The organism is Ferrimonas senticii DSM 18821, assembly GCF_000422665.1.
In the GTDB taxonomy this organism is placed as follows: Bacteria; Pseudomonadota; Gammaproteobacteria; order Enterobacterales; family Shewanellaceae; genus Ferrimonas; species Ferrimonas senticii.
Genome location: NZ_AUGM01000018.1, coordinates 18,840 through 45,828, shown reverse-complemented (window position 1 = coordinate 45,828; position 26,989 = coordinate 18,840). Strand labels below are relative to the sequence as shown.

Genomic DNA, 26,989 nt, shown 5'->3' with positions numbered 1-26,989 from the left:
AGTGGCCATGAACGCGTTTGACAAACTCACCGAGCACGCCAAAACCCTATCGCACTTCAACCACCTAGCCGCGATCTGCGGCTGGGATCAAGCGGCAATGATGCCCAGCGGCGGCAACGACGCGCGCAGCGAAGCAATGGCCACGTTATCGGTGCATCTGCACCAACTGCAAAACCAGCCGCAACTGGCGGATTGGTTTAACGATGCCGAGAACCAATCGTTATCCGCGCAACAACAAGCCAGCCTACGGGAGATGAAACGCCAGTGGCAGCAAGCGACGGTACTGCCTGAGTCTCTGGTTAAAACCCAATCCTTGGCGGGGGCGAAATGCGAACACGCGTGGCGCAGTCAGCGAAGCCAGAACGACTGGATTGGCTTTGAAAAAAACTGGGCCGAGGTGGTGAAGCTGTCGCAAGAGGAAGCGCAAATTCGCGCCGAGGTAAACGGTTGCAGTCGCTACGACGCGATGCTGGATCTCTACGAGCCTGGCGTCACCACCGCGCAACTCGATGCGCTGTTCAGTGACGTAAAAACTTGGCTACCAGAGATGATCGATCAAGCGATCGACAAACAGGCTAAGCAACCAATTATTGAAGCCAGCGGCCAATTCCCAGCAACGGCGCAAAAAGCCCTAGGCCAGCAGGTAATGCAACTGCTGCAATTTGATTTTAATCACGGCCGCTTGGATGAAAGTACTCATCCGTTTTGCGGCGGCGTACCAACCGATGTGCGGATCACCACCCGCTACAACGAGCAGGAATTTACCCAATCGTTGATGGGGATTGTCCACGAAACCGGCCACGCTCGTTACGAACAAGGCCTGCCTAAATTACTGGCCGGGCTGCCTGCCGGTGAGGCACGTTCGATGGGGCTGCATGAATCGCAATCGCTGTTTTTCGAGATGCAGTTGGGTCGCAGCCGCGCCTTTGTCAGCCATCTGTCCCACATGGCGGCGCAGCAGTTCCCGCAGCACGATAGCAAGCTGTTTGAGCTCGACAATCTGCACCGACTGTATACCAAGGTGGAGAAAGGCTTTATCCGGGTTGATGCCGATGAACTAACCTATCCGGCGCACGTGATCTTGCGATTCGAGATCGAACGAGATCTGATCAACGGCCAGATCAGCCATCGTGATGTGCCAGAACTGTGGCATCAAAAAATGCAGCAGTACCTTGGGCTATCGACCGCTGGCAATTATCAAAATGGCTGTATGCAGGACATTCACTGGACCGATGGCACCTTTGGTTATTTCCCCTCTTACACTTTGGGGGCGATGTACGCGGCGCAATTTATGGCGGCGATGCGACAGACGGTCGATGTCGACAATGTCGTCACCAGCGGCGATCTAACCCCAATCTTCAGCTGGTTAGAGGAGAAAATCTGGCGTCACGGCAGCACCCTAACCACCGACGAACTGGTTCGCCATGCCAGTGGTGAAGCGCTGAACGCCAAGCACTTTAAACGCCATCTAAGCGAGCGCTATCTAGTGAAGTAAGCTAAAGCCACTAAAAAGCCGCCAACCGGCGGCTTTTGCTTAGCGAGCCCTGCCAATCACTGCGTCAGCGGCAGTCCTAATACCTGCAGATCCCGTTGCACCACTGTCCACGGCAACGGTACGTAGCCATCTTTGCTGACCACCGCTTGCCCCTCTTTGGACAAGATAAACCGCAGAAACTCTGCAGTCAGCGGCGCTAGCGGCTTATTGGGGTGTTTGTTGACGTAGATATACAGATAGCGGCTGAGTGGGTAGCTGCCATTGGCGGCATTGGCGGCGGTAGCAGCAACATAATCGTCGCCATGTTTGGCAATCGCTACCGTCTTAACGCCTGCGGTTTGATAACCAATCCCCGAATAGCCAATGGCATTCAGCGACGTTGATACCGATTGCACTACCGAAGCTGAACCGGGTTGCTCGTTGACCTCGGCCTTAAAATCACCGCCGCACAACGCCCGTTTCTTAAAATAGCCGTAGGTGCCGGAAACCGAATTACGGCCATACAACTGAATGTCGCGCAGTTGCCACTTGCCGGTCAGTGCCAATTGCCACCAATAATCGATGCTGTCACCACCGCAGCGTTGGGTAGCTGAGAATATCCCATCTACTTGCGCCAGCGTTAAGCCGCTGATGGGATTGTCTTTATGAACAAACAGTGCCAGTGCATCGATCGCTACCCGCACCGCCGTTGGCTTATAACCGTGACGTTTAACAAAGGCTTCCACTTCGCTCGGACGCATCTGCCGGCTCATGGGGCCTATCTGGCTGGTACCAGCGGCCAGCGCTGGCGGTGCCGTTGACGACCCTGCCGCTTGGATCTGCGGGTTGATATTAGGGTAGTGGCGCCGAAAGGCTTCCGCCCACAGGGTCATCAAATTCGCTAGAGTATCCGAGCCCACCGACGACAGATTACCGCTAACCCCACTGCGCTTGACGTAATCGGGTAATGATTGCTGTTGCGGCTGAGCTGCGGCTGCGGCACACAGCAACGTTGTCAGCGCCACTGCGCTGATAATTTGTCGTATTGTGCTCATCGCCATTGCTGGCCCCTATTCATTGGTACCGACTGCACCGACTAAGCCGATTGCGGCGCGTGCAGCGACGTCGGTAGTTCAAACCAAAACCGGCTGCCCTGCCCTAGCACCGAACGGATCTGCAGTTGGCTGTTGTGGTGGCTTAACGCGTGCTTGACGATCGCCAGCCCCAAACCGCTGCCGCCGGTGTTGCGTGAGCGGGCGCGATCAACCCGGTAGAACCGCTCGGTCAATCGCGGGATATGCTCCGCTGATATCCCCTCGCCGCTGTCATCAACACTGAATGTTGGTTTGCCATGCACCAGCGCCCAGCGAACCGTGACTTCGGTGCCAGCTTGGCTGTAGCGAATCGCATTTTGTACCAGGTTGGCACAGGCGCTGTGCAGCTGCATTTCGTCGCCAAACACCTGCAAGTGCGCATCGATATCAAACCGCAGTTGATGCTGACCGGCGGACAACTCTTCCGCCTCCAGCCTTATCCGTTGAAAAATTTCAGCCATATCGACCCGATGCTTGAGATCGATGTCGGTTGCCGATTCGATACGCGATAACACCAGCAGCCGGTCAATTAGGTTTTTCATCCGCTGCGACTGCTCATCCATCGCATCGTATTGCTTGGCGATCATCGAGCCTGGCTCTGCGGTCATCTGCATGATCTCCACATACCCTTGCAATACCGTCAACGGCGTTTTCAATTCATGGGAAACGTTAGCTACAAAGTCCCGACGCATCTCTTCAAGTTGCCGCACTCGGGTAATATCACGGGCAATCAGCAGGCGTTGGCTATCACCGTAAGCCATCACTCGGATCTCTAAAATTCGGGCATCGTTTACCGGCGAGTGCAACTCTAATGGTTCGCTAAACTCTCGCTTGTGCCAGTAACTGATGAACTGCGGATGGCGCAGCAGATTGTGGATGCGGTTGCCAGAATCTTTCGGCCAGTGCACTCCCAATAGGTGTTGCGCCAGCTTGTTACTCCATTGAATTTCGCCCTCGGCGCTCAGCACTAAGGTGGCATCCGGCAGCGCCTCTGCCCCTTCCCGAAAGCGTGACAACATCCGCGCCAGCTGCGCTCGACGCCGACGGTTCTTACCCTGCAAGCGATAGATGCCGTTAAAGATCGGTTCCCAGCTGCCACTGCCGTGCGGCGGCGTTAGGCTGCGATCGTGCCACAGCCAATTCGCCAACCGGTTAAGGTGTCGGTAGTGCCAAAACATCAGCAACCACGTCGCCACGAGCAGCGCCCACGGCAGTTGCTCAAAATACAGACCGACAGCGGTGAATGGCACAAACCACAACAGCAGTCGCACCACTAACTGGGTTTTGGAATACTCTTCAAACATGCAATCGACACACTTTAAGATCGCCATACCCGACAGCAGTGGCTGTCGGGTATTGCAGGGAGAAATCAACCGTTAAACGCGAGTAGAAAAGCGATAGCCGGCGCCGCGAACGGTTTGGATCAGGCGATCATGCCCTTGCTCTTGAATCGCTTTACGCAGCCGCCGGATATGCACATCAACGGTGCGGTCTTCGACGTAGACATTGGTGCCCCAGACGTTATCAAGCAACTGTTCGCGACTGTAGACCCGCTCTGGATGAGTCATAAAGAAGTGCAATAAGCGAAACTCGGTTGGCCCCATATCCAAGTTGGCGTCATCGATGGTGACCCGATGAGACACCGGATCAAGTCGTAGACCCTGCACCTCAACCGCTTCTTCCAAGCGAGTCGGGGCAGCCCGGCGCAGTACCGCTTTGATCCGTGCCACCAGCTCTTTCGGTGAAAACGGCTTAGTCATGTAATCGTCGGCACCGACTTCCAGCCCCTTCACCCGATCTTCCTCTTCACCGCGAGCGGTCAACATAATGATTGGGATCTGGCGAGTATGCTCGTTGCTGCGCAGGGTTTTCGCCAACTGCACACCGCTGCCACCAGGCAGCATCCAATCCAGCAAAATCAAATCGGGGTACGGTTCGGTTACGGCCTCAAGGCCTTGGTTGTAATCAGCGGCAGCGGTAGTGCGAAAGCCGTGCTGTTCCAGCACAAACGCCAGCATCTCGCGGATGGCCGATTCATCTTCAATGATTAGAATATTTGCAGTCATAGCAGTAACTAGGGTCCACGGGTGACGATTCGCGGATGATTATCTGGCAACTAAGTGACAGAAATATGACTAAGGGTACGAGATCAGCCTATTGATAACAAACCGAAATCGTATTGGCCGCAATAGGTCGACAAAGTGCACCAACCCGCTAGGTGAGTGATACCAATTCACTTAAGTAAATGGTCTATCTAGTGCGAAGGAGAAATCGTCTCAATCAAGGCGCTCAACGCCGCTGCTAGTGGCTCTACCAGTAAGTTGAGTAACGCAGAGTGAGACGATTTAAACCAGCAATAGTGATCAGATATTTAGGTGAATTGGTATAAGTCATTTACCAACAAAAAGGAGCCGTCTGGCTCCTTTCTCGATGGCGATGTGATTAGCACCGTTAGAACTTGTGTTCCAGCCCCACGGCTGCAAAAGCGCCCGACTTGCTGTTTAACTGATCCTCGTATGAGCGATCGGTATAGTAAGCAAACAGCTTGGTGGTTTTCGCCAGTTTATAGTCGGCGCCAACCGAGAAGCCATCGGCAGTGTCTTCCATATCAACAAACTGCGCTTTTAAGGTGAGGTCATCGATACCGTAAGCGGCCGACAATAACAAGCCGTCTTTGGATACGCTGTTGAAGGCCTCTTGTTGTTGATACAAGGCCCCCAGTTTGATGCCAGCAACTTTGGCACCAGCAGTAAAGCGCATCACGCTGTCTTGTTTATCGATGTCGGCATCATAAGCCGCAGCTAGGTAAAAATCGGACTTTTTGAACTTGGCATCACCGTACATCGCTGCCAAAGAAAAACCATCGGTCGGCTTGCCGTTGGCATCCACCGAATCAGCAGAACCTTCGGCCACATAGGTCAGCCCTGCGCTAAACAGGCCCAAGGTCGGTGTCAGGTAACTGACCGTTTGCTCTTCTCGGTTCTCGCCTTGAAAGCCATAGTTTTTCATATCGCCGGAATAGTCGGAGAAGATATCCACCTTACCCTGCGACTTTTTCAATACGGTGTCATTGCGACCCAGCGCGACCGAGCCCAAATCGCCCTTCAAGCCGACAAACTGGTTGCGTGCTTTAAAGTTATTTTTGTCATCGCTATCGGTATCCACTTCATACTCAACGGTATAAAACGCGGTTAATGATGGGCTCAATTCGATTTCGCCTTTAACGCCCAAACGCGATGAGTTTGAACGCACCTCAGTTTCTGCAGCCTCGCTATTGCTGTCATCAAAGTCGTTATAGCCCGCTTCAATATTCACTTTGCCGTACAGGGTCAGTGCCTCGGCCATGGCTACAGATGGGATCACAGCAGCAGCCAGGGCAGCCGCCAAAACAGTACGCTTGGTTGAGAGCATTATCATTTCCTTGTTTGTCATTGTGTTTGTCTGGATTCAGCAGAAAACAGGGCGAATCATGTCAGCGTCACATGACACTTATATTTCAACAATCCATGACATTTTCATTACAACACACCAACAATAAAAAAGCGGCACAGCGCTACCACAACCGGTGTTTTTTTAACTTTTAAATCAGCGGCAAACTGGAAAAAATAGTGCGCATTGCACCGTTTAACGCTTTTCCTTACACTGCCACCTTAGCTTTCTGCCCCGCTTTTATAGGTAACCTCCATGTGGTTTAAAAACGCCCAGCCGTACCGGCTAACCAAAGCGATCGACTGGTCCATTGAAGAGCTTGAACAGCGTCTTGATGCCTATCGCTTTACCCCAGCCAACAGCCAAGAAACGGTAAAACTGGGCTTTGTCAAAGCACTGGGCAACAAAGTGGGCCAAGCTCTGGTTCATGGCGCCGGAAACAACCTGATGATCGCCATGGAGAAAGAGGAAAAGATGTTACCTGCCTCGGTGATCCGCGAAGAGCTGGACGAGCGTCTGCAAGCCTTAGAATCGGAACAAGGCCGCCCTGCTCGTAAAGCGGAAAAAGACGCATTGAAAGAGGACATCATCGCCACCCTGCTGCCGCGCGCATTCAGCCGCCGCAAGCAGATTCGGGCACTGATCATGCCAAAGCAGCAGTTGATATTGGTGGACTGCTCCAGTGCCAATCGCGCCGAAGAGTTACTGTCGCTGCTGCGCCAAGCCATCGGCTCACTGCCAGTAGCGCCGCTGTTACCAAATACACTGCCAGAAGAAGCGATGACCGATTGGGTTCGCACCGGCCGCGTCGGCAACCTGTTTGAACTGCAAGAAGAAGCCGAACTAAAAAGCTTGGCTGAAGCTGGTGGCAGCATAAAAATCAAAGACTTGCCACTAGATAGCGATGAAGTTAAAGCCTATCTTGATAACGGGTTATTGGCATCCAAAGTCGCTTTGGACTGGTCTGAAAGCATCAGCTTTGTGCTGCATGGCGATCTGTCGTTGAAGCGACTGAAATTTGCCGACGTGCTACAAGATCATAACGACGACATCGACAAAGAAGATCTTGCCGCTCGGCTGGATGCCGACTTTTCACTGATGTGCGGTGAGTTTGAAAAGCTGTGGCCTAATCTGCTCGACGCCATGGGCGGCGTCGACGAGACCATTTAATCAAGCCAGCGCTGCCTTAATGGCAGCGCCACTTATCGGATCCGGCTATTGCATGCTGCGCCTGTTCTGCCTTCTGGTTTTACTTTCGACTCCAGCGTGGGGTTATTCCGGCGAACGCTTATTGCTGCTATACCAGCAAGTCCGCAGCCAGCCAGAGTTATTACCACAAAGTATTGCCAGTTACCCGAGCCACAGCGATAACAGCGTCAGTGACCGCTATCTGCTGCTGGCCAATGCGGCAATCCGCCAGCACGACCTCGCGTCAGCTGATGCCCATCTACAGCGCTTGCAAGGGCGCAATTTAAGCCAGTTGCAAAAGGGCTGGTTAAAGCTTCTAAAATCCGAGCGCGCCGAACTGTTCGCCAGCAAAGTGCTTAGTGGCTTGGCCGAAGCAAAGCGCGCCAGCAAACTGCTGGCGCCGCTGTCGAGTAAATTCAGCCAACAACTCTACTTCGACAGCCTACTACTCCAAGCTCGACAACTGGACAAGCTCAAACGCAATCCCCAAACACTGCAACAGTTGCAACTGGCACAAGTGGTTGCCGCCAATCTGGGCGAACTAGAGAAGGCTCGCTTAAACGCCTATTTGGGGCAATTTTACCGGCGCATGGGCCAATACCAGTTAGCGGTTGATCACTTTCAAATCGCCCTAGCGCTGGAACCGAAAGTCAACGATCTGCGCTTCAGCGTGGAGCTGTACCTGCGCCTAAGCGATCTATATCTCGGCCTTAGCGATATGCTGAACGCCATGCACTTTAGCCATCGCGCCGCTGAGCTAAGTGAACCAATACCGTACCTACACAGCATCGCCATGACCCAACTGGCCGAGGTATACCAACAGCAATTGCAGTTTGAGCAAGCGGTGCATTATCTGCTATTGGCACAAACCGCCATTGCCCAGACCAACTCGCCGCTGCAGTTAGCCACTGTCCATCTGTCGCTGAGTGAAAGCTATCTGGCGATGGCCCAATTTGGTAAAGCACGTAGTTATCTCGACAGCGCCGAAGTCACCTTTAAACAGCTTGGTCACGAGCACTTTAAAAAACAGGCGATGCTAACTGAAATTCGGCTACTGCTGGCCGAGCAAGATGGCCGCCAAGCGCTGGCGCTGATTGAACAATTTGAAGCGACCTTGATGCCGAACAGCTTCCGTCATCAACTGCTTAAGCTCAAAGCCCAAGCTTATCACCTGCTCGGCGACTACAATCGAGCGTGGCAACTGCTATTAAAATTCAGCGATACCATCCGTTATCAAGCGGAAACGACCGGTAAAGAGACCCTAAAACAGTTAGCCAAGCACCATCTGCGCCAGCGCGGAGAGCAACAACAGCAGCACCAGCGACAGCAGCAAAGCAAGTTGGATGAACTCAACTTCTATTTGCAGATCCTTACCCTTACCATCGTGATACTGCTGCTGGCGCTTCTTGTAAGCTTGCGCCGAATTCGCAAGCAGCGTGACCAAGAGAGCCAAGTGCAGCACTTGCTGTACCATCAAACCGATGTCGCGCTACCCAATCGCAACGCGCTAATCCAGCAAATGCCGCAACATCGCGGCATGCTGGTGCTGATCCAGTTGGGCAACCTGCCCAATATGGAACTGCAATTAGGGCGCGGCGAATTCATCAAACTACGCCAACAAATTGCGATTCGTCTTGGCACCCAGGAAGGCTTAAAGCAGCTTTATGAAACCAGTCCTGGTCGGTTTGCAATGGTAATCGACGGTAACCAGCGGGTGCAGTTCTTGACGGGATTGTTAGAGCGTATCGACCGTTGGTCGTTGCGGCGCCATTGCGGTAATGGCCGTATCGCCATCGGCGCCATCGACATTCCGTTTCAACCCGGTTCACTGTTGCAGTTGCCACCGGAATGCAGCATTCAACTGGTGCAACTGGCGCTGTGTGGTGCCATCGAACAGACCCACCACTTTAATCAGCACGCCTATCTCCTGCTACAGCCGGCGACCTTAAATGCCCCAGTGCTGAACCCCAGCGCCATCTACCAAAGTGCGCAAAAATCAATTCAAAATGGGGTGATCCGCTGCATCAGTAACCTACCTACAGCGCAGATCCGCTGGCCCAGCGGAGCCATCAGCAAATTCAGCGAGACCGATTAAGGGGCAACCTAAGCTCGTAAAATTCTGCCTAAGCGCTTGTAATGCCGTAAAGTTAACTCAAGCCCGACCGCAGTGGAGTGCCCCATGCAAATTCACGTCAGACCGAAAGGCAGCTTAGATCAGTTGTCTCAACTGGAAGTGGAGCGGTTAAAAGCCAGCGCCAGTTCCGATCTCTATCAACTGTTTCGCTCCTGCTCACTGGCGGTGCTGGCCGCCGGCATTGAGTGCGACGACAGCAGCGCCCTATTCAATCAGCACCAGAACTTTCAAATTCGCCTGCGCCAACAAGAGCGCGGGGTGTTTTTAGAGTTGGATTACCCGCCGCAAGAAGCGTTGGTCGATGGCAAGCTGATGCGATCGATTCAAGAGCATCTGTTTGCGGTGTTGCGGGACCTGCTGTACATCAATGACCGCTATCAAAATTTGGCGCACATCAACCTCTCTAACGCCCGCCATATCACCAATGTGGTGTTTGAGATCCTGCGCCACGCCAAAGCCATCACCCCCAGTCGTAAAACCAATATGATCGTCTGTTGGGGCGGCCACAGCATCAACGACATCGAATACGATTACACCCGCGAAGTCGGTTTTGAGTTAGGCCTGCGGGATCTCAACATCTGCACCGGTTGCGGTCCAGGTGCTATGGAAGGGCCAATGAAGGGGGCGGCGATCGCCCATGCCAAGCAGCGGCTCAAAGATGGTCGCTTCCTTGGCCTAACCGAACCATCAATCATCGCCGCCGAGCCACCAAACCAGATCGTCAATGAACTGGTGATCTTGCCCGATATTGAGAAGCGCTTAGAGGCCTTTGTTCGCGTCGCCCACGGCATAGTGATCTTTCCCGGTGGCGTCGGCACAGCCGAAGAGTTGTTGTATCTGCTTGGGATCTTGCTCAACGAGCACAATCGCGCCGAACCGATGCCAGTGGTACTGACGGGGCCAGCCAGCAGCGCCGATTATTTTGCCGAGATAGACGAGTTTATTGGCGCGACCTTAGGCCAACAAGCCCGCAGTCGCTACCATATTATCATTGATGATCCGGTCGCCGTCGCCCGCTATCTAAAACAGCACACCGAGCAAGTGCGCGCCCATCGCAAACTGACCGGCGATGCCTACGCCTTTAATTGGGGACTGACCATCGAGCCTGAATTTCAACTGCCGTTTGAGCCCAGCCACGACGCGATGGCCAATCTGGCGCTCACCCCGGGCAGTAACCCTGCGGTGCTCGCCGGTAACCTTCGCAAAGCCTTTTCTGGTATCGTAGCCGGCAATGTAAAAGCCAGTGGCATCAAAGCGATAGAACGCCACGGCCGATTCCAGTTAAGTGGCGATCCAGCGATGATGACCCGCATGGATAAGCTGCTGGCTGCCTTTGTTGCCCAGGGAAGAATGAAACTTCAAGGCGACTACCACCCCTGCTACGAGATCCACACTGGATGACCATCAAACTGCTGCTTATTGACGCCTTAAATTTGATCCGCCGGATCCACGCTGCCGTGCCAGAAAACGACAGTCAGGCGCTGTTTGAACGTTGTCAGCAAGCACTAACCAAAGCGCTAAACTTCCACCAGCCTAGCCACGCCATCCTAGTTTGGGATGGCGGCCATCAACACAGTTGGCGCAAGGCGTTGTATCCCGACTACAAGGCACACCGCAAGCCGATGCCAGCGGATCTCGCCGCGCAATTGCCAAGCTTGCGCGAAGCACTGGAAAAGCACGGGGTTCATTCGGTCTTAGAAGCCGATGTCGAAGCCGATGACATCATCGCTACCATCGCCGATAAAATCGCCCAGCATCAGGGCCAAGTGCTGATCCTCTCTACCGACAAAGGCTTTGGACAACTGCATAGCGCCCAGATCCAACAGTGGGATCACTTTCAAGGCGAAGCGATTGATGCAGCGCTGATCGAGCACAAAATCGGCGTTCCTTGTCAGCAACTGCTGGACTTTTGGGCATTGGCTGGCGACAGCGGCAATGGCATTCCAGGGGTACCTGGGATCGGAAAAAAGACTGCGCAACAACTGCTTAGTGAACAGCCCAATCTGGCAGCAATTTACCAGCAATTGCCAGAGGGCAAGCTGGGACAAAAACTGACGCAGCACCACGAGGTAGCCCGTCTTAGCTATCAATTAGTGCGACTGCGCCGTGATATTCCACTAAACCTCAATCTGAACCAATTTCGGATCCGCAGTTAAACGGCGAAAATAGCGAGGGAGTTGCCATGAATAACACCGTATTGATCACCGGCGCCAACCGTGGCATCGGCTTGGAATTTGTCCGTCATTACCTCGCCGCTGGCGATACCGTGATCGGCTGCTGCCGCGCCCCCGAGCAAGCGTTGTCGTTACAGCAACTGTCAGAGCGGCATCCGGGCCAGTTGGAGTTGGTTGGCTTGGACGTCACCGAGCCAGAGCAATTCAACGGCCTTAGTGATTATTTGCAGGGCCGAGCGCTTGATCTAGTGATCAATAACGCCGGCACCTATGGCCCCAAGGGCGTCCCTTTTGGCCAAGTCACCCCACAAGGGTTTAGCGAAGTGATGCAGGTTAATGTGTTGGCTCCGCTGCTGCTGGTGCAAAGCCTTATCGGCAACCTCGAGCGCAACAGCAAAGTCGCCATTGTCTCCTCGAAAATGGGCAGCATCAGTGATAATCAAAAAGGCGGCGCTTACTTCTATCGTGCCTCCAAATCGGCGGTCAACGCCATCGCTATGAGCCTCAGCCGCGATCTAGGTCCTCGAGGTATTTCGGTGGTCAGCTTGCACCCTGGCTGGGTGCAAACCGACATGGGCGGGCCACAAGCGCACATCGACGCCGCTACCTCCGTAGCCGGTATGGCGCATGTAATCGAGCAGTTAACCTTAGCCGACAGCGGCAAATTCATTAATTATGACGGCAGCGAATTGGCTTGGTAGTGAGCCGCAGTTCGAGATGGGAATGATCCCATCAGTTGCTTTTCCCCGCCTCGCCCCCTAGGTTAAACAAACGTTTAAATTAATCGTTTACTTGCAAGGTGGTGCCATGCCAGTTCGACAACGCTATCAGCATGACTTAGTGGAAGGAGCTCGGGTTGGCCGCTTTAACTTAGGGATCAACACCACCTTTATCGTCTACCGCATCGGCGACACCCTGTTTGATACCGGCCCAGGCAATCAATGGCCAGAGGTCGAGCAATTTGTTGCCGAGCGCCCGCCACGGCAGTTGTTGATCACTCACCATCATGAAGATCATGCGGCAAACGGAGCCGCCATCGCCGCCAAGTATCAGCTGATCCCGTACGCGCCAACCCAGGCGCTCGATAAGCTGCGAAATGGCTACAAGACGCCGCTGCTACAGCAGTTATTTTGGGGTAAGCCCAAGCCGGTCGAGACCCAGCCGTTTGCCGATGATTTAGTGTTGGATAACGGTAGCCGTATTATGCCGGTGCATACCCCAGGGCATGCGCGGGATCTCACCTGCTTTTACCTACCGCAGCAAGGCTACCTGTTCTCTGGCGATCTGTATCTGTCAAAAACCATCCGCTATTTTCGCAGCGATGAAAACCTCGATGAACTGATGGCCAGTTTACGCAAAGTACTGGCACTGGATTTTGACACGCTACTTTGCCCCCACCGAGGCCCGGTTACCGACGGCCACAACGCCTTAGCAGAGAAGCTCGATAACCTGCGGCAACTGTGTCAACACGCCCAATCGCTGCAACAGCAAGGGCTGCCGCTGGCTCAAATTGTCAAACGACTGCTTGGCAAAGAGGATATGGTGGGCTTGGTCACCGGCTACAACTTTTGTAAAACCAACTTAGTGCGTTCGGCCTTAGCGGTAACCGACTTAAGCTAATTGGCTTGATCAGCACCTTGCTGACGCAACCATTCGGACTTCAACAAGCCATAAAAACGATGGTCAACAATCCGACCATTAAGGTTTTCGGCGCGACGAATGGTGCCCTCTAGGGTGAACCCCAAACGGCCTGCAACCGCTTGGCTGGCGATGTTGTCAGTGGCGGCGGCGAGCTCTACTTTTGCCAGTTTGCAGTGGTTAAACCCCAACTCAATCAACTTCGCCACCGCCATGGTGACAATCCCCTGCCCTTGTACATCGCGACTAAGCCAATAGCCTATGCTGGCTTTACTGAGGCTCTTGTTGATTTCATTAAAGCTAACGCAACCGACCACCTTACCCTCAAGCAAAATCGCCATCGTCAACGACTTACCAATCGCGTACTCGTGTCGCTTAGCCTCGATAAACTGAGTAAAAAAACTTACATCAAAGGCTTTCTCTGGCCACGCCAAAAACTGGCTTAAATAGCCCCGCTGCTGCTGCACCAGTTGCCAAAATTCGCTGGCAAACCTAGGTTCAAGCAGCGCCAAGGTGAGCCGATTATCAATAGTTACTTTCATGACTGCCCAAAAAACAAAACGCCCCAAGGGTTCTTAGCTTGGGGCGTTACTGCATCAAATCAAACGTATCTTATTATTTTTATTTGGATAGATTACGCTTTTTGATTGTTTGCTGCGATGTCTGCGGCGGCGGTGAACAGCACGTCGGTAGAGCTGTTCAGCGCGGTTTCAGCGGAATCTTGGATTACGCCGATAATAAAGCCAACCGCCACTACCTGCATCGCCACGTCATTGCTGATGCCAAACAACGAACAAGCCAGTGGGATCAGCAGCAGTGAACCGCCAGCTACCCCAGAGGCACCACAAGCGGAAACCGCCGCGACCACGCTCAGCAATACTGCGGTAGCCAGATCCACTTCCACACCTTGAGTGTGCACCGCCGCCAAGGTCAGCACGGTGATGGTAATCGCCGCACCCGCCATGTTGATGGTGGCGCCCAGTGGAATTGACACCGAGTAGGTATCTTCATGCAGGCCCAGTTTCTTACACAGCGCCATGTTTACCGGCACGTTAGCGGCAGAAGAGCGAGTAAAGAATGCGGTCACGCCGCTTTCACGCAAACATTGGAACACCAGTGGGTATGGGTTTTGTTTGGTTTTCCAAAATACGATCGCTGGGTTCAGTACGAAGGCGATCAGAGCCATTGCCCCCAGCAGAACCGCCAGTAGGTGGCTGTAGCCCCACAGAGCGTCAAAGCCGGTGGTGGCGATGGTGTTTGCCACCAAACCAAAAATACCGAACGGCGCAAAGCGGATCACGACTCGAACAATGCTGGTGATGCCGTCAGAAACGTCTTTAAACACCTGCTTAGTGGCATCAGAGGCGCGATGCAGCGATAAGCCCAGTGCCACACCCCACGCAAGGATACCGATAAAGTTACCAGTCATCAGCGCGTTAACTGGGTTGTCAACGACATTGAACAGCAAGGTGTTGATAACCTCACCAATGCCCTCTGGCGGATTAGCCGAGGCGGCATCGGCAGTCAGCGCCAAGGTAGTTGGGAACATGAAGCTCATCACTACCGCAGTGACCGATGCGGCCAAAGTACCGAGCAAGTACAGACCGATGATCGGACGCATGTTGGTGGCTTGATCTGGATTTTTGTTGGCGATGGAGGACGCCACCAAAATAAACACCAAGATCGGTGCTACCGCTTTTAATGCAGATACGAAAAAGTTGCCGAGTACGGCAACCGATTTAGCGGCCTCTGGCGCCAATGCTGCTAGGGCAATACCGGCGATAAGACCAACGAGGATCTGTTTCACTAGGCTGCCTTCGGCAAACTTAGCTGCAACTGACTGTAATTGGTTCATGGTTTAACTTCACTTGTAATGTTTTTTTGTTTTTCAACTACCGCTGCTATTGCGGTTAGGCTCTGACTTTTAACAATTTTTCACTATGGCTGTCTATGGTTTGTGATAACCAACAGTGATTAATGCGGGCTTCACCGCAATCCCCTTTGAATCACCCCTATCAGTTAATTATCGATTGATTTACAACAACATAGGTAGGCCATATCAATGCTTGCTGGCGGCTTAACAACACCATTACCAGCTCGCACTACACTTACGTCAGTTGCCATCGCTGTAAGGTTGTCGTTTTGACCAAGATAAAACTGAGCCAACTGCTGCAGATAAGCCTGTCGTCAGTGGCGATATTACTCTCAAGTACCGCCCTTTATGGTCTCTGGCAACAGCAGTATCAAGTGGCCGAACCGCAAGATTGGGAGCAGCGACAACAGCGAAACGCGGAGCTTATCAGCCGTTTGGAGTATGGCAAAAGTAACCTCGAGATTATGGACCAGCTGGGTAGTGCCGACTTTACCGAAGCGCATACCGACCAAGATGGCAATCAATGGTTACTGCTACGCTACCGAACCCAGCATCGTCGCAGCGATGGTTTAACCAGCCACGACGAGACCACGCCGTTGCTGTTTAAAAATGGCAAGTTGGTGGAGTGGGGTCAGTCGGCTTCCGGCAAGTTCGCCATCACCCGGCTGTAAGCGGCCGCACAGTGGTTCGAACTTTGGTTGTCACTCATCGCTAAAAAGTGGCGACGTTCGAATGACGTCAGCCTTGATAATAAAACGCCGGCTCAGATGAGCCGGCGTTTACAAATAGCTAACGGTTATTGCTTAAGATCCGGTTGCCGCCATGGCTGGCCGTTCAACCACCATTGCGGCGCCGGTTTGCCTTGCAAGGTATGTTGGTAGAACGCCATGGTCTTAAGCGCATAGTCGACCTTGTTGGGATACTGCTTCAGATGATGCGGCTCCCCTTGGTATTGCAGCATCACCACCGGCTTAGATAACCGCCGCATCGCTAAGTACAGCTCTATCCCTTGTTGCCATGGCACGGCATCGTCTTGATCGCCGAACATGATCAGCATCGGCGTATTGATCTTGTCGACATTAAACACGGGGCTATTTTCCAGATAAAGTTCCGGCGCCCGGTACAGACTAACGCCGATACGGCTTTGCCCGGCTTCATACTGAAATTGCCGCCCAAGGCCACTTTTTAAGCGAATACCGGTATAAGCCGAAGTCATGTTTGACACCGGCGCTCCGGCGACAACCGCGGCAAAGGCATCGGTCTGCGTCACCAACTGCGCGCCCTGATAACCGGCCCAGGAGTGGCCATTTAGGCCAACCCGGTTGGGATCGGTGATCCCCAACTCGACTAATCGTTCCACCCCAGACAGCAACGCCGATTTGGTCGAGGCGCCCGGCTCACCAATGGCAAACTTCACATCTGGCATAAAGATGGCGAAACCTTGCGAGTTGTACCAAGGGAAGTTCGGTCGATGATTAAGCGCCATCTGCGGGAATCGATGCAGATACTGCCCCATCAATCGATAGAAATAGACCACCGTCGGCAACGGCGTTGTGCCATCCCAACCTTCAGGGGTAATCACAACCCCAGTGAGATCTTGACCGCGGTCATTGCGCCACTGCACCGGTTTGGCATTACCCCAGTCTAGATCATCCAACTGTTTGCCCAAGAAGGTCACCTGGGTCAAATCGCCGCGGTTACCCTCGGCCAGATAGAGATCGGGGAATTGGTCATAACGCTCTTGGCTGTACAGCGCTGCAGCACTGTTTTTGGCTTTGCTAACAAAGCGAATACGACCCTGATACTGGCGCCAAGGGTTTACCGCTCCGGTAGCGATATTAAGCAGATGCAGTCCCTCATCGCGGCTGATCTGATTAGTACTGTGCAGCAGCAGCGGACTTGCTAACGGGTACAGTGTTAGCTGTGGATCTTGCTCAACCACTCGATAGCTGACCTGACGCTGACGCCCTTCGGTCAGCGGCTTAAGCTTATCCCGTTGCAGCAGATGCAAATCGTACTTGTCGTAAACGATCAGCCCTTGGCCATCCGCCAACCACGGGCCAAAGCCGTAGCTTGGTGCTGGACTCGGATAATCATGATCTTCATTGGCGAAGCCCGGCCCCACTTTGCTGGTGCTGTTGGCTTTAATGTCGTGCCAGAACAGTTCGCCACGCACGTACCACGCCACCGCACTGTCATCGGTTGCCAAGGTCGGGCTGTCGTTCCAACTGGCTTGGGTTATCAGCAAACGGCGTTGGCCGTTGTTCATATCAACCAGATACCAGTCACGGTAACTGCCGGCCCAGCTTTGCATGCGCCGATAGAGTTGATCGGAAGATCCCAGCAGGTAGCGGCCATTATCACTGACAAGCACCTGTTCGAGTTGCGGATCCGCTAACTGCACAAATTCATCTTGGTCGAGGTTCCAAACCCCAAGGAACTGGCGCTTAAACTCATCCTCAAACTGCTTTTGCTCATGGGTCTTAATCCGCGGATCGTCACCATGCCACAACACCAGATCGGCTTTGTTTTGCAGCTGCGTGATGTCTTGCAGCGCTTGGGCGTCAGCAAATTCGGCGGGCTTATCCACTCTCGGACGGCGCGCCTGACGGCCGATAAACAGACGCTGGTTGTCGGCAGAAAACGTCAGTTCACTGTAGCCACTGACAATAAAATCAGCGTGATTGACATCCAGCCAGCGCAGATCTTCATCCACTTCAAAAATGGCCACTTGGTGCTGCCGTTGGCGCTTAGCCTCATCACGGTTGCCCCAACTGAAAGCCAGCAACTGGCCGTCGTCACTAAGGGTAATGTCGCCACTGATGTGTCCAGCTTGGCGATGCACTTCGGTAGAGCTGAGATCGCCATTGAGCAGATAGATGCCATTGGCACCATTATCGGTGGCGGTGCTGTAGGCGATAACGTTAGCGTCTTTTGCCATCACCACTTGCCGCACGTGACTGACCATTCGGGTTTTGCCCGTAGCAAGATCACGCACCGTCAAACTGGTACCCAGCTTAGCTTTGTCGTTGTCTTCAGCCTCTTTACTATCAGGCTGTTGGCTTTCGGCCAATTCATGCAGCAACAGCAGCCGCTTGCCATCGGCACTAAACCACGCCTGTTTGACCCGCTCAAAACGGATCATCTGACCACTCTGACTGTCGATCAGCACCCGGTCGGCTTTCAGCTTTTTGCGCGCTTGGGCATCGGCGTTTTCACGCGCCAACAGCGGCGGTTCAATAACAAACAGCGCAAACTGACCATCGGCACTCAGTATCGGTGCACTGCCGCCGTCAATCGAGAACAAATTGCCGCCAATCCGTTGTAATTTGCCGATGCTATCGCCACGATCCGGCGCCGCCACGTAGGCTAGGGTCGCGCCATTATCAGACAGCACTGGCTGCGTTAGGCTTTGGAAATCCATGATCACCGCTGGCGTTATCGGCTTCGCCATTGCTGCTGCCGCCAGCATCGACATCACCAGCGTCAATGACGTTGTAAATTGTTTTATCACCTCGGCCCCTTTTTACGTTCCGCTGTTGTGTCAAATTAGCTAATCGCCTGTAAGACTTGAGTAAAAGTCGGTATGCTTAGCGCGCTCATGCTAACAAAGCCCCCCAACCCTGTCATTGCTGATAAGGATAAGAGGCGGGCCATAAAAACACACGACACTCGTGGAAGGAAGTCACTATGTCCGCTACTCGCATTACCGTTATCCCCGGAGACGGCATTGGCCCTGATATCGTCGAGGCCACCGTCAAAGTTTTAGATGCGGCCGGTTGTAACTTTGAATACGACTACACTGATGCCGGTCTTGCTGCCCTAGAAAAGTATGGCGAACTGGTACCACAGCAAACCCTCGATTTAATTGCCCAAAACCCGGCAACCCTGAAAGGGCCACTAACCACCCCAATTGGTGCTGGCTTTAGCTCAATTAACGTCAGCCTACGCAAACAGTTTAATCTGTATGCTAACGTCCGTCCGGTGCTGTCACTTAAAGGCACCCAAGCCCGTTACGACAACGTTGATATCATCACCGTTCGGGAAAACACCGAAGGGATGTATTCCGGTGCCGGCCAGATCATCAGTGAAGATGGCCTGTTGGCGGAAGCCAAAAGCATCATCACCCGCGAGGGCGCCGAGCGGATCTGTACCTTTGCCTATGAGTTGGCACGCAAAGAGGGTCGCAAAAAAGTCACCGCGGTTCACAAAGCCAACATAATGAAGACTACCTCGGGGTTGTTTTTGAAAGTGGCCCGTGAAGTGGGCGAACGCTACCCAGACATTCAATCGGAAGAGATGATCGTTGATGCCACCTGCATGAAGTTGGTGATGGATCCTTCCCAATTCGATGTCATCGTTACTACCAACCTGTTTGGCGACATTTTGTCAGACCTGTGCGCAGGCTTGGTGGGTGGTTTGGGGATGGCGCCTGGCGCCAACATCGGTGACAACAGCGCTATCTTTGAAGCGGTGCATGGCAGTGCCCCCGACATCGCCGGCCAAGACTTAGCCAACCCAACCGCAATTATTCTGGGGGCGATTCAGATGCTGGAGTACCTTGGCATGGGCGACAAGGCGGCACTGATCCGCACCGCCGTCCAAGACACCATCGCCGCCGGTGAGTGTGTCACCAAAGACCTAGGCGGCAACGCCGGAACCAAAGCCTTTACTGACGCCATCATCGCTCGTCTGCGTTAACCTTGGCTACACCACCAAAAACGCCAACCGCATACCGGTTGGCGTTTTTGTTACTAACGACCAAAGCTAGTTTGCGTGTTGCTGCCAATACAGTTGGGTAGCCCAGCCAAAGAACGCTCGCGACCAATCGGGATCACCAAAGTTGTACAACACAAATTGGCTCATCTGCTGGATCCGAGGGTCAATCCGGCTTAAGTCAGACCAATCATAGGTTAGCGCCAACTGATCCATTTCGCTGGCGATGCCCGTGCCCAGTACATCGTACGCAACCACACCGGGGGCAACGAATACCCGCTCGGTTAGGGTTAGGGTCATGCACTGCAACAGATCATCGCTGACATACCCCTCTTGATTGGCTACCAGCAAAAAGCCGACATCCATATGGCCATGACTGCTGTCTTCTGGCTTAACATTACCATTCACATCAAAAGCGTAATTCCACTCGCAGGTGCCATCGTCACCGTATTGCAGGTGCGATTCGAAGAAACGGACAATCTCCTCGACCTTAGCGCGCATCGCCGCATCGCCGCCTTCTTGCCACTTATCGATGTAGATCATCGCCACCGCTAAGGTCAGGTTGTGATTGTATGGCAACGGGTTGGAGTACAAGCCGCCGTTACCAAACAGGTCGTTCTTGTCGTTGACATAGAAATAGGAACCAGCGACTTCGGCGTTTTTAGAGTTACTAAACGAGCTATTGTGGTTATTAACAATCGCTTGGGCCTGTGCCAAGAAATCATCGGCTAGCGCCATATAGTCCTGTTTCTGATGGGTTTTAATGTAATCCACCACCCGCATAATGGCATTGAGCACTTGCCCATCGGTCAGTACCGTCAAACGATAACCGTTAAAGGGACGGCGCCAGCCGTCACCCACCAACCGTCTATCCAACAAGTAGGCCTTCGGGGCGTTAGCATAGGGCTGTTTAGCAATGTTCAATTCGCCGCGTTTGGCCCGCTTAGCGTCAGTGTAATAGAGCATGTGCTCCGTCAGTTCGACGGCATAATCGAGGTACTTATCGTCCTCATAGGTGGCTGCCATCATCAGGTAAGCACGTAACCAATAGTGCCCGTGCCACGGGAAGCTGTCGTTATCATTACCATTAGTGCCGCTGAGCAGCGGTCGCCCACGGCGTGAATAGTGGGCAAACTCCTTGTCCCAGTCCGCTTGACTACGGATCGCTCCTTGCGGCGCAAACACCCCAAAGCTCGGTGGCTGCCAATCGTTATCGCTGATCCCATGCAAACGATTCTCACGGCTTGGCGCGCTGCTGTTTTCTTGGATCTGATAGCTGTCATCGAAACTGTAGGCGCGCATCCGGTCGTCATTGGAGTAATCAATCAACGCTAATCCCTGCAATAACGCCGCGCTGTAATCGTTGCCGTAACGCATCGACACATCGTAGGCCTGATAATCGATGCGAGAACTAACCACGGTGTTGTGGATCCGTCCATCACTGACGGTAATCGCTCCTCGCTTGAGGTAAATGTCGACGTAACCGGTTTCATCAAAGGCGAATAGGTTTGCCATCCGAATTTGATGGCCATCAAACACGCCGATAAAGTCACTGTTGGTGATTGCCAGATAGCCATCACCGCCGCTGACGATATAGACCGGTTGCTGATCCTGTGGTTTAACCCAGGCCGCCACACGATAAGCCGCAGCGGGCGCCCAACGCTGAAAATCGAAATAGGCATTACGACCATTAAAGCGCAACTCGCGCTTATTATCAGACAGGTAGAGTTCCTCGCCACCATCGGGAACCGGCGGTGGTGGCAGCGGATCAGGATCGGGATCTGGGTCCGGTTCGGGGTCAGGATTAGGATCCGGTTCTGGTTCTGGGTCAGGATCTGGCACTGATGGCCCCCCGCCACCATACAGCGCCTGCCATTTATCCTCGCTAAAGTGATCCGGCGCGACATTGTCGATCTGCAGATCACTGGTCAGCAGTCGATCGGCGGCGACTGCAATCAACTCGCCATCATGGCCATTAACCTCCACCAACTGTTGCTGCTGATTAAAGGTGTACGAGCGAGAGTTACTTGGCCGCTGCAGATCGAGCAACGTCAGCGATTGCAACGTGGCAGTGGAGTAACTGCCACCACGACGGAATATCCAATCAAAGCTCAGTAAGGTGGGATTGATGGCCGCATTACTGACAGAGGCGCTGGCATAGCCATCGGTCACCGTCATTTTGCCCGCTTCAATCAGGTATTCGATATAGCCGTGTTTGGCAAAATCGAACTTGCCGTAGATCCCCGGATACTTGTTCTGCCACTGGCCTTTAACCGATTTATGGTTAAACGACAGATAGTTATTATTCGAAGAATCGGACAGCAAAAAGCTGTAGCTGTCGGGATCTGGGTTTAACCCACGCAGATAGGCGATCACTTTGTAGCGACCACTTGGGCGCCATTTGGGGATCACGGCGTAACTTTTGTCACCAAAGCTAACGGCGTACTGCAACTTCGGTGCTGGAGGATCGGGGTCGGGGTCGGGGTCTGGGTCTGGGTTGGGGTTGGGGTCGGGCTCAGGGTCAGGATCAGGATCAGGATCAGGATCAGGCACACCGGTATCAGGATCGGTGCTGGAGTCCACACCATAAACTCGTTGCCAGGCCGCAGCAGAAAAGTGATCTGGCGCGGGGTTTTCAATGGTTCGCTGCGCTGCCAGCCAACTGCTTTGGGTTAGACCGTACAACTGTCCTGCATTGTCGTTTACCTCGAGCATTCCCAGCTGCTTATCCATCGCATAGGAGCGTGAGTTTTTCGGATTGCTGTGGTCAATGAGGGTCAACGACTGCAGCGCTCCCAAGAAGAATCCGCCGCCTCGGCGAAACACCCAGTCGTAGGCTACCGAAGTTGGATCGATCACCGTCGATTTTACGCTGGCGGTGGCGATGCCATCGCTCACCTGCATGCTGCCGTGGTCGACGGTTATCTCGATATAGTTGGTTTTATTGAACGCAAATTTGTTCCATATGCCGGGAAAACTTGGGCCCCACTTACCCTGCACATTGTTATGGCTAAATGCCAAATATTCCGAGGTGTTGGAACTGCTTAGCAGCATATTCAAGGTGCCAACATTGGGATTAACCTTGTCCAGATAAGCGATCACCGTAAATTTGCCGGACGGAACCCAGGCATCAATCGCGGCATAACTCTGCTTGCCATCAAATTGCACCGTCGCCAGCGATGTTTGCAGTGGCGGTTTGCCATCGTCGGGATCCGGTGCAACTTGGTCTGGATAAAAAGCTTGTAGCCATTGCTCATCATCAAAGTGACTTGGCATCGGATTTTCGATCACCAACGAACTGCTGCGCCAATCTTGTTCGCCGACGTTGATGAGTGCTTTCGCATCGGCTTGACCGCCAACCTGCACCACTCCACGTTGCCGGTCGAAAGCGTAGGCTCGCGAATTGTCTGGGTTCTCTAGATCAATCAATGCCAAACCATCGAGCCAACCGCGAGAGTAGCCGCCACCACGGCGGAACAGCCAATCAAAGCGGCTTTGGGTTGGCACAATCGCCGCGTTGCTGACACTGGCCACGCTATCGCCATCGCTGGCAATCAATTTGCCGTCACTGACTTCAACTTCTAAATAATTGGTTTGATTAAAATTAAACTTATTCCAAATACCTGGATAACTGCCACCAAATTGCAGTTGCAATGAATTATGAGTGAACATTAGATAGTTTGAATTCAAACTATTACTTAACAGCATCGTCTTTGCATCGGCATTTGGATTTAATTCCGACAACCACGCGACAATTTTGTAATCCCCCTGTGGTTGCCACGGCTCAATTTGGCCATGACCACCGCTGCCATTAAAGCCGACCGAGTCCGCCGCATCGGTAAAGGGTAACATGCTTATCAGCAAGGCTAGCCATCCACAGAGGTACACGGTCAAGCGGCTTGTCGTAATCAAACGGACGCGGTTCATCTGCACTCCAATTTGGCGTGAATTAGCCCAAGTTAATAATCCAGCATCGCAAAGCGTAGGGTACAGTTGCCAAGTCAGCGACCTTAAAAGATTTACGCCGTCATCAACAAACAAATAAGCCACTAATAACCTTAAATTAATCAACAAATAGCCGATCAATCTATTTAAATAAATTGGAAAATTTCATTGAGTTATTGAGTTACTAGGGCGTGTTGACGTTTGATGTTCATAATTTGGTCGAGGATGGCGGCTGTCAATCGAGGATTGCGATTGAAGGCATAGTCGCTCTACGTCGAAATCGTATGACGAAGAGTGACAGCTGCTAGTCCGACCCTGCAAGGCGCCCCTCAGTGACCACGGATCAGCAATACAAACCGACCAAGTTCAAGTTGCTTTCAAAAGTAGCCAATGATGGGCGCAAAAATATACGGCAAAGGTCAACACGCCCTAATAAACGAAAAGCCCCGCAGGTTGAACTGCGGGGCTTCAGTGGTGTTTGCTTACACGTTGCTGGCGCTAAAACATCGGTTTAAAGTCGGCAGATTCCGACTGACCAGAGCTAGTCGCAGAAAGTACCGTACCGTCAGCGAAGCTCATGCCGGCACCATGGTCTACGTCGTCGACCTGATTGCGACCTTGATTAAGCTGACGATCAATTTCTGCCGCCCGCGCAAAACCCAGTTTATTGAGTTCCGCTTCCAGCATACCGTAGTAGCTGAAGGTACCGCCAAGCCAGCGAGCGGGGATCACCAAGGCATAAGCTGAAGCGAAAAATGCGGCGCCAGCGATCAGGAAACAGTACAGATCCTCAAAGCGCATCACGCGCTCAGACCAACCAAATGCCAACAGCGCTAACGCAAACATCGATACGATATAAACCGCATCGATCAAGCGCCCCCACAAACGTTGCAGCGGGTTCCAACCGCTCAGAGCTCGACGTGCCCCTTTCTGCTCCGCTTTACCTAGCGAATACAGTTTCTCAGTATCGTGAATGTAAACATCATAGGGATATAGGTAACTGCCTTTCGGATAGTAGAAGATGGTTACCGCGGAGCTGCCCGGAATGTTAATTTTACCGCTCTTAACCACCGATTTAACTTTGCCATCCACGGTTCGCACGTTGATGGTGGTGTTATGCCGAGTCGACGTTGTGCCATTTTCGGTGGTTGTGGTGGTTTCAATGGAGCCACCGGCGTACATACCAGTTACGGTTTGAAATTCGCCAGTGTGTTGTTTTCGACCGATTTTGAAGTCGTAATTAAAAGCCACAAAGCTCATTGGTGTCTCTCACTGGTGCTCGGCGCCACGGCGCCGAGCAGTTCGATTATTCTGACTTATCGTCTAACTGAAATTGCTGATTCGCGCCCAGCGCGGCGGTAGTTTGCGCCGGTTGCTGTAACGACATCGCCCGGGTCTGCTGATTAAGCTGATGGATCTGCTCCGCCGCTTCCAGATCCGCCATGGTGTTGAGATTGGCGATGGTCTGACGGCTGGCCAAGTAGCCACGTAAATCATCGACAATAGCAACCATATCCGCTTCATCGCTGTGCAGTTCCATCAGGTGGCGCGGCTGCTCGAGGTTTTTGCTGCCGACTCCTGCAAAGGTGCAGGAAACCGCTTTAGCAACGATCACCCAAGGGGTCATTGATGAGCGCACAATAACGTTTTCTGACTGAGTCGAGTCGTAGATCCCTTTGCCGGTAGACACGGTGCTTTCGGTAAAGGTGCCTTCGCACTTGAAGTAGATAAGCTGCGATTCGAACTGAATCTCGCTCCAGAATACGTGGGTTAGGTTGGTCAACAGCCGACCAAACAAGCCCAGCACCATCAGCGCCAACACGGAATTAAACAACAGGGCGATCAATTCACCGGTCTGGGTTCCCAGCTGTTGGGCACCGGCATGTTCTGGCAAATCCTGTTGCAGCAACTGAATCAGCGCAAACAGGTTGTCGTATTGGCTAAACAGCACCAAAGCGCAACCCAGCATCAGTAACTGACCAACACAGGTACCGGCAATGCGCAGCTGCTTCGGCAATCCCGACATCGGCATCGGCTTCACCCGAGGTTGGGTCTCTTGAATGGTTTCACCGTAAAACGCGCCCTTGCCGTTGGCCTGCTCTTTCAACATCGGCATCAGCTGGCGGTAAACTCGGTTTGGCACCTCTTTGTAACGACGGTTAGCTAACACCATCGAGTCCAAGTTGATGAAAATCTCTCGAGGATGTACCGACTCCTGCCAGTTTTCACGCAGTTCAGAAACTTCAGTAATTGGGCTTGCTTGACCACAACGGTGGCCAACCAACACCGCCAGCAATGCCACTGACAGCAGCGCCAACAGCGCCAGTGCCAGCAACCACATGCTCAGCGATACATTGTCATAGATGGCGGTTACTACGCTTACCATCGCCACATCACTGCTGCTGCGGATCTGCTCGATCGGGCCAAACAGCGCTTGACCTGCGGCGCTGTCAAACATGGTCGACATCAGCCAATTGATCGCCAATCCTGCCGCCAGCGGCAGAGTTACCGCCAGCACCAAAGTGCGAGCAATGCCGGCAGCGCCGCGATTTAAGGTGCTGTAAGCCACTTGCCGCGAGATTGGTCGACCAGCGGTGAACCAAATGATCAGCAGGTAGGCCAAGAACATGAACGACACCAACGGCTGAATAAAGCTGCCGTTATCGCCAATCAAGCCGGTGGCTAACACAAAGCTAGCTAGACCATAAGCCAGCAGCGCCAAGACCGTTTGCGCCACGGTGTCGGTCAGCTGCTGGGCCATATTTCGGATCGGATATGGTACGAAGGTTAGCTTCGGAAACAGGGTGTGAATCAAACGGCTGATTAGCCCTTGCGGCTCGCTGAAAGTCAGGTTTTTACGACCAACCAGCATCTGTTCCATCTGCTCGGCGCTGTACGCGACATCATGGCGTTCGGCGTTGGCACTGTCGGCTTCCGACTTGGCGTGGTTAAACGCCAATGAGGTTGGCACACTACGGCCAACGAAGAAGCGCAAGGTTTGCATTAGACCCGAACCCAATGCCCACAGACCATTGGCCAGCAGCAAAAAGCCAACGGCGGCGGTCACAATGCCAAACAGATGATTTTCTGCAACGTCAGCAGTGACCGATAGTAACGCCACTGCCCCCAGCGCCGTGGTCAATAAACCGCGAATGGCGCGGATCACCCCTTCAAAGCGAAATGGATTGCGGATCCCAAGGTCGAGGGAACCGTGTTCGTAAGCCATGCTACCTACCCGAAATAAACCAATTAAATACAATCCGAGCGAGCAAGCCTTGCGGCTAAATCTAGCTCGAGGCTACAAAAAATCGTTACGAATTATAT

19 protein-coding genes are annotated in these 26,989 nt (G+C 53.1%); 9 read left to right on the top strand and 10 right to left on the bottom strand.

What is annotated here, in order from left to right; genetic code table 11:
- Window positions 1–7: 7 nt before the first annotated feature.
- Entirely contained in the window at window positions 8–1,495 is a 1,488-nt protein-coding gene (locus tag G506_RS0110565; protein WP_028116838.1) for a carboxypeptidase M32, read from the top strand.
- A 56-nt stretch (window positions 1,496–1,551) separates the two neighbouring features.
- Here G506_RS0110565 and G506_RS0110560 read toward each other — a convergent pair whose 3' ends face one another.
- The 4 genes from G506_RS0110560 to G506_RS0110545 form a co-directional block, all read right to left on the bottom strand.
- On the bottom strand, window positions 1,552–2,529 hold the full coding sequence (locus G506_RS0110560; protein WP_035387257.1) for a PstS family phosphate ABC transporter substrate-binding protein: 978 nt from the start codon (window positions 2,527–2,529) through the stop codon (window positions 1,552–1,554).
- Between the two features lie 41 nt (window positions 2,530–2,570).
- A complete protein-coding gene (gene phoR / locus G506_RS0110555) occupies window positions 2,571–3,872 on the bottom strand; it encodes a phosphate regulon sensor histidine kinase PhoR (protein WP_028116836.1) in 1,302 nt (433 codons plus the stop codon).
- Between the two features lie 72 nt (window positions 3,873–3,944).
- Window positions 3,945–4,634 carry a phosphate regulon transcriptional regulator PhoB gene (gene phoB, locus G506_RS0110550; protein ID WP_028116835.1) on the bottom strand — a complete coding sequence of 230 codons (690 nt, stop codon included), beginning with the start codon at window positions 4,632–4,634 and terminating at the stop codon, window positions 3,945–3,947.
- Between the two features lie 385 nt (window positions 4,635–5,019).
- Window positions 5,020–5,979: a porin gene (locus tag G506_RS0110545; RefSeq protein ID WP_028116834.1), complete on the bottom strand. Its 960-nt coding sequence runs from the start codon at window positions 5,977–5,979 to the stop codon at window positions 5,020–5,022.
- A gap of 273 nt (window positions 5,980–6,252) precedes the next feature.
- Here G506_RS0110545 and rdgC point away from each other — a divergent pair, with 273 nt between their 5' ends.
- The 6 genes from rdgC (at window position 6,253) to G506_RS0110515 (ending at window position 13,113) form a co-directional block, all read left to right on the top strand.
- Window positions 6,253–7,167 (top strand): recombination-associated protein RdgC, encoded by a 915-nt coding sequence (gene rdgC / locus G506_RS0110540; RefSeq protein WP_028116833.1) that lies wholly within the window; start codon window positions 6,253–6,255, stop codon window positions 7,165–7,167.
- A gap of 19 nt (window positions 7,168–7,186) precedes the next feature.
- Window positions 7,187–9,280: a tetratricopeptide repeat protein gene (locus tag G506_RS0110535; protein WP_156904873.1), complete on the top strand. Its 2,094-nt coding sequence runs from the start codon at window positions 7,187–7,189 to the stop codon at window positions 9,278–9,280.
- A gap of 84 nt (window positions 9,281–9,364) precedes the next feature.
- Window positions 9,365–10,720, top strand: a complete 1,356-nt coding sequence (ppnN, locus tag G506_RS0110530; RefSeq protein WP_028116831.1) for a nucleotide 5'-monophosphate nucleosidase PpnN — start codon at window positions 9,365–9,367, stop codon at window positions 10,718–10,720.
- Window positions 10,717–11,475 carry a flap endonuclease Xni gene (gene xni, locus G506_RS0110525; RefSeq protein ID WP_028116830.1) on the top strand — a complete coding sequence of 253 codons (759 nt, stop codon included), beginning with the start codon at window positions 10,717–10,719 and terminating at the stop codon, window positions 11,473–11,475. Before ppnN ends, xni begins: the two co-directional genes overlap by 4 nt.
- Before the next feature lie 26 nt (window positions 11,476–11,501).
- Window positions 11,502–12,194 carry an SDR family oxidoreductase gene (locus G506_RS0110520; protein ID WP_028116829.1) on the top strand — a complete coding sequence of 231 codons (693 nt, stop codon included), beginning with the start codon at window positions 11,502–11,504 and terminating at the stop codon, window positions 12,192–12,194.
- A gap of 106 nt (window positions 12,195–12,300) precedes the next feature.
- Window positions 12,301–13,113: an MBL fold metallo-hydrolase gene (locus G506_RS0110515; protein WP_028116828.1), complete on the top strand. Its 813-nt coding sequence runs from the start codon at window positions 12,301–12,303 to the stop codon at window positions 13,111–13,113.
- Here the strand turns inward: G506_RS0110515 and G506_RS0110510 are convergent.
- Both G506_RS0110510 and sstT read right to left on the bottom strand, forming a co-directional pair.
- Entirely contained in the window at window positions 13,110–13,673 is a 564-nt protein-coding gene (locus G506_RS0110510; protein ID WP_035387252.1) for a GNAT family N-acetyltransferase, read from the bottom strand. The two genes, G506_RS0110515 and G506_RS0110510, sit on opposite strands and share 4 nt — an antisense overlap.
- 92 nt (window positions 13,674–13,765) lie before the next feature.
- Window positions 13,766–14,986 (bottom strand): serine/threonine transporter SstT, encoded by a 1,221-nt coding sequence (gene sstT / locus G506_RS0110505; protein ID WP_028116826.1) that lies wholly within the window; start codon window positions 14,984–14,986, stop codon window positions 13,766–13,768.
- Between the two features lie 287 nt (window positions 14,987–15,273).
- On the opposite strand from sstT, the gene G506_RS19480 reads away from it, so the two are divergent.
- Window positions 15,274–15,675 carry a DUF3192 domain-containing protein gene (locus G506_RS19480; protein WP_051202056.1) on the top strand — a complete coding sequence of 134 codons (402 nt, stop codon included), beginning with the start codon at window positions 15,274–15,276 and terminating at the stop codon, window positions 15,673–15,675.
- 125 nt (window positions 15,676–15,800) lie between these two features.
- On the opposite strand, the gene G506_RS0110495 is transcribed toward G506_RS19480, so the two are convergent.
- Window positions 15,801–18,518, bottom strand: a complete 2,718-nt coding sequence (locus G506_RS0110495) for an alpha/beta hydrolase family protein (RefSeq protein ID WP_035387251.1) — start codon at window positions 18,516–18,518, stop codon at window positions 15,801–15,803.
- A gap of 176 nt (window positions 18,519–18,694) precedes the next feature.
- Here G506_RS0110495 and G506_RS0110490 point away from each other — a divergent pair, with 176 nt between their 5' ends.
- Window positions 18,695–19,705, top strand: a complete 1,011-nt coding sequence (locus G506_RS0110490) for an isocitrate dehydrogenase (RefSeq protein WP_028116824.1) — start codon at window positions 18,695–18,697, stop codon at window positions 19,703–19,705.
- 66 nt (window positions 19,706–19,771) lie between these two features.
- Here the strand turns inward: G506_RS0110490 and G506_RS21030 are convergent, their stop codons facing one another.
- The 3 genes from G506_RS21030 to G506_RS19475 all read right to left on the bottom strand — a co-directional run bounded on the left by G506_RS21030 (window position 19,772) and on the right by G506_RS19475 (window position 26,891).
- Window positions 19,772–23,647 carry a hypothetical protein gene (locus G506_RS21030; RefSeq protein ID WP_169628098.1) on the bottom strand — a complete coding sequence of 1,292 codons (3,876 nt, stop codon included), beginning with the start codon at window positions 23,645–23,647 and terminating at the stop codon, window positions 19,772–19,774.
- Window positions 23,648–24,163: 516 nt separating this feature from the next.
- The gene (locus G506_RS0110480) at window positions 24,164–24,925 is read right to left on the bottom strand and encodes a hypothetical protein (protein ID WP_028116822.1); all 762 of its coding nucleotides are present in this window, start codon (window positions 24,923–24,925) and stop codon (window positions 24,164–24,166) included.
- A gap of 46 nt (window positions 24,926–24,971) precedes the next feature.
- The gene (locus G506_RS19475) at window positions 24,972–26,891 is read right to left on the bottom strand and encodes a hypothetical protein (protein WP_035387250.1); all 1,920 of its coding nucleotides are present in this window, start codon (window positions 26,889–26,891) and stop codon (window positions 24,972–24,974) included.
- Window positions 26,892–26,989 lie beyond the last annotated feature (98 nt).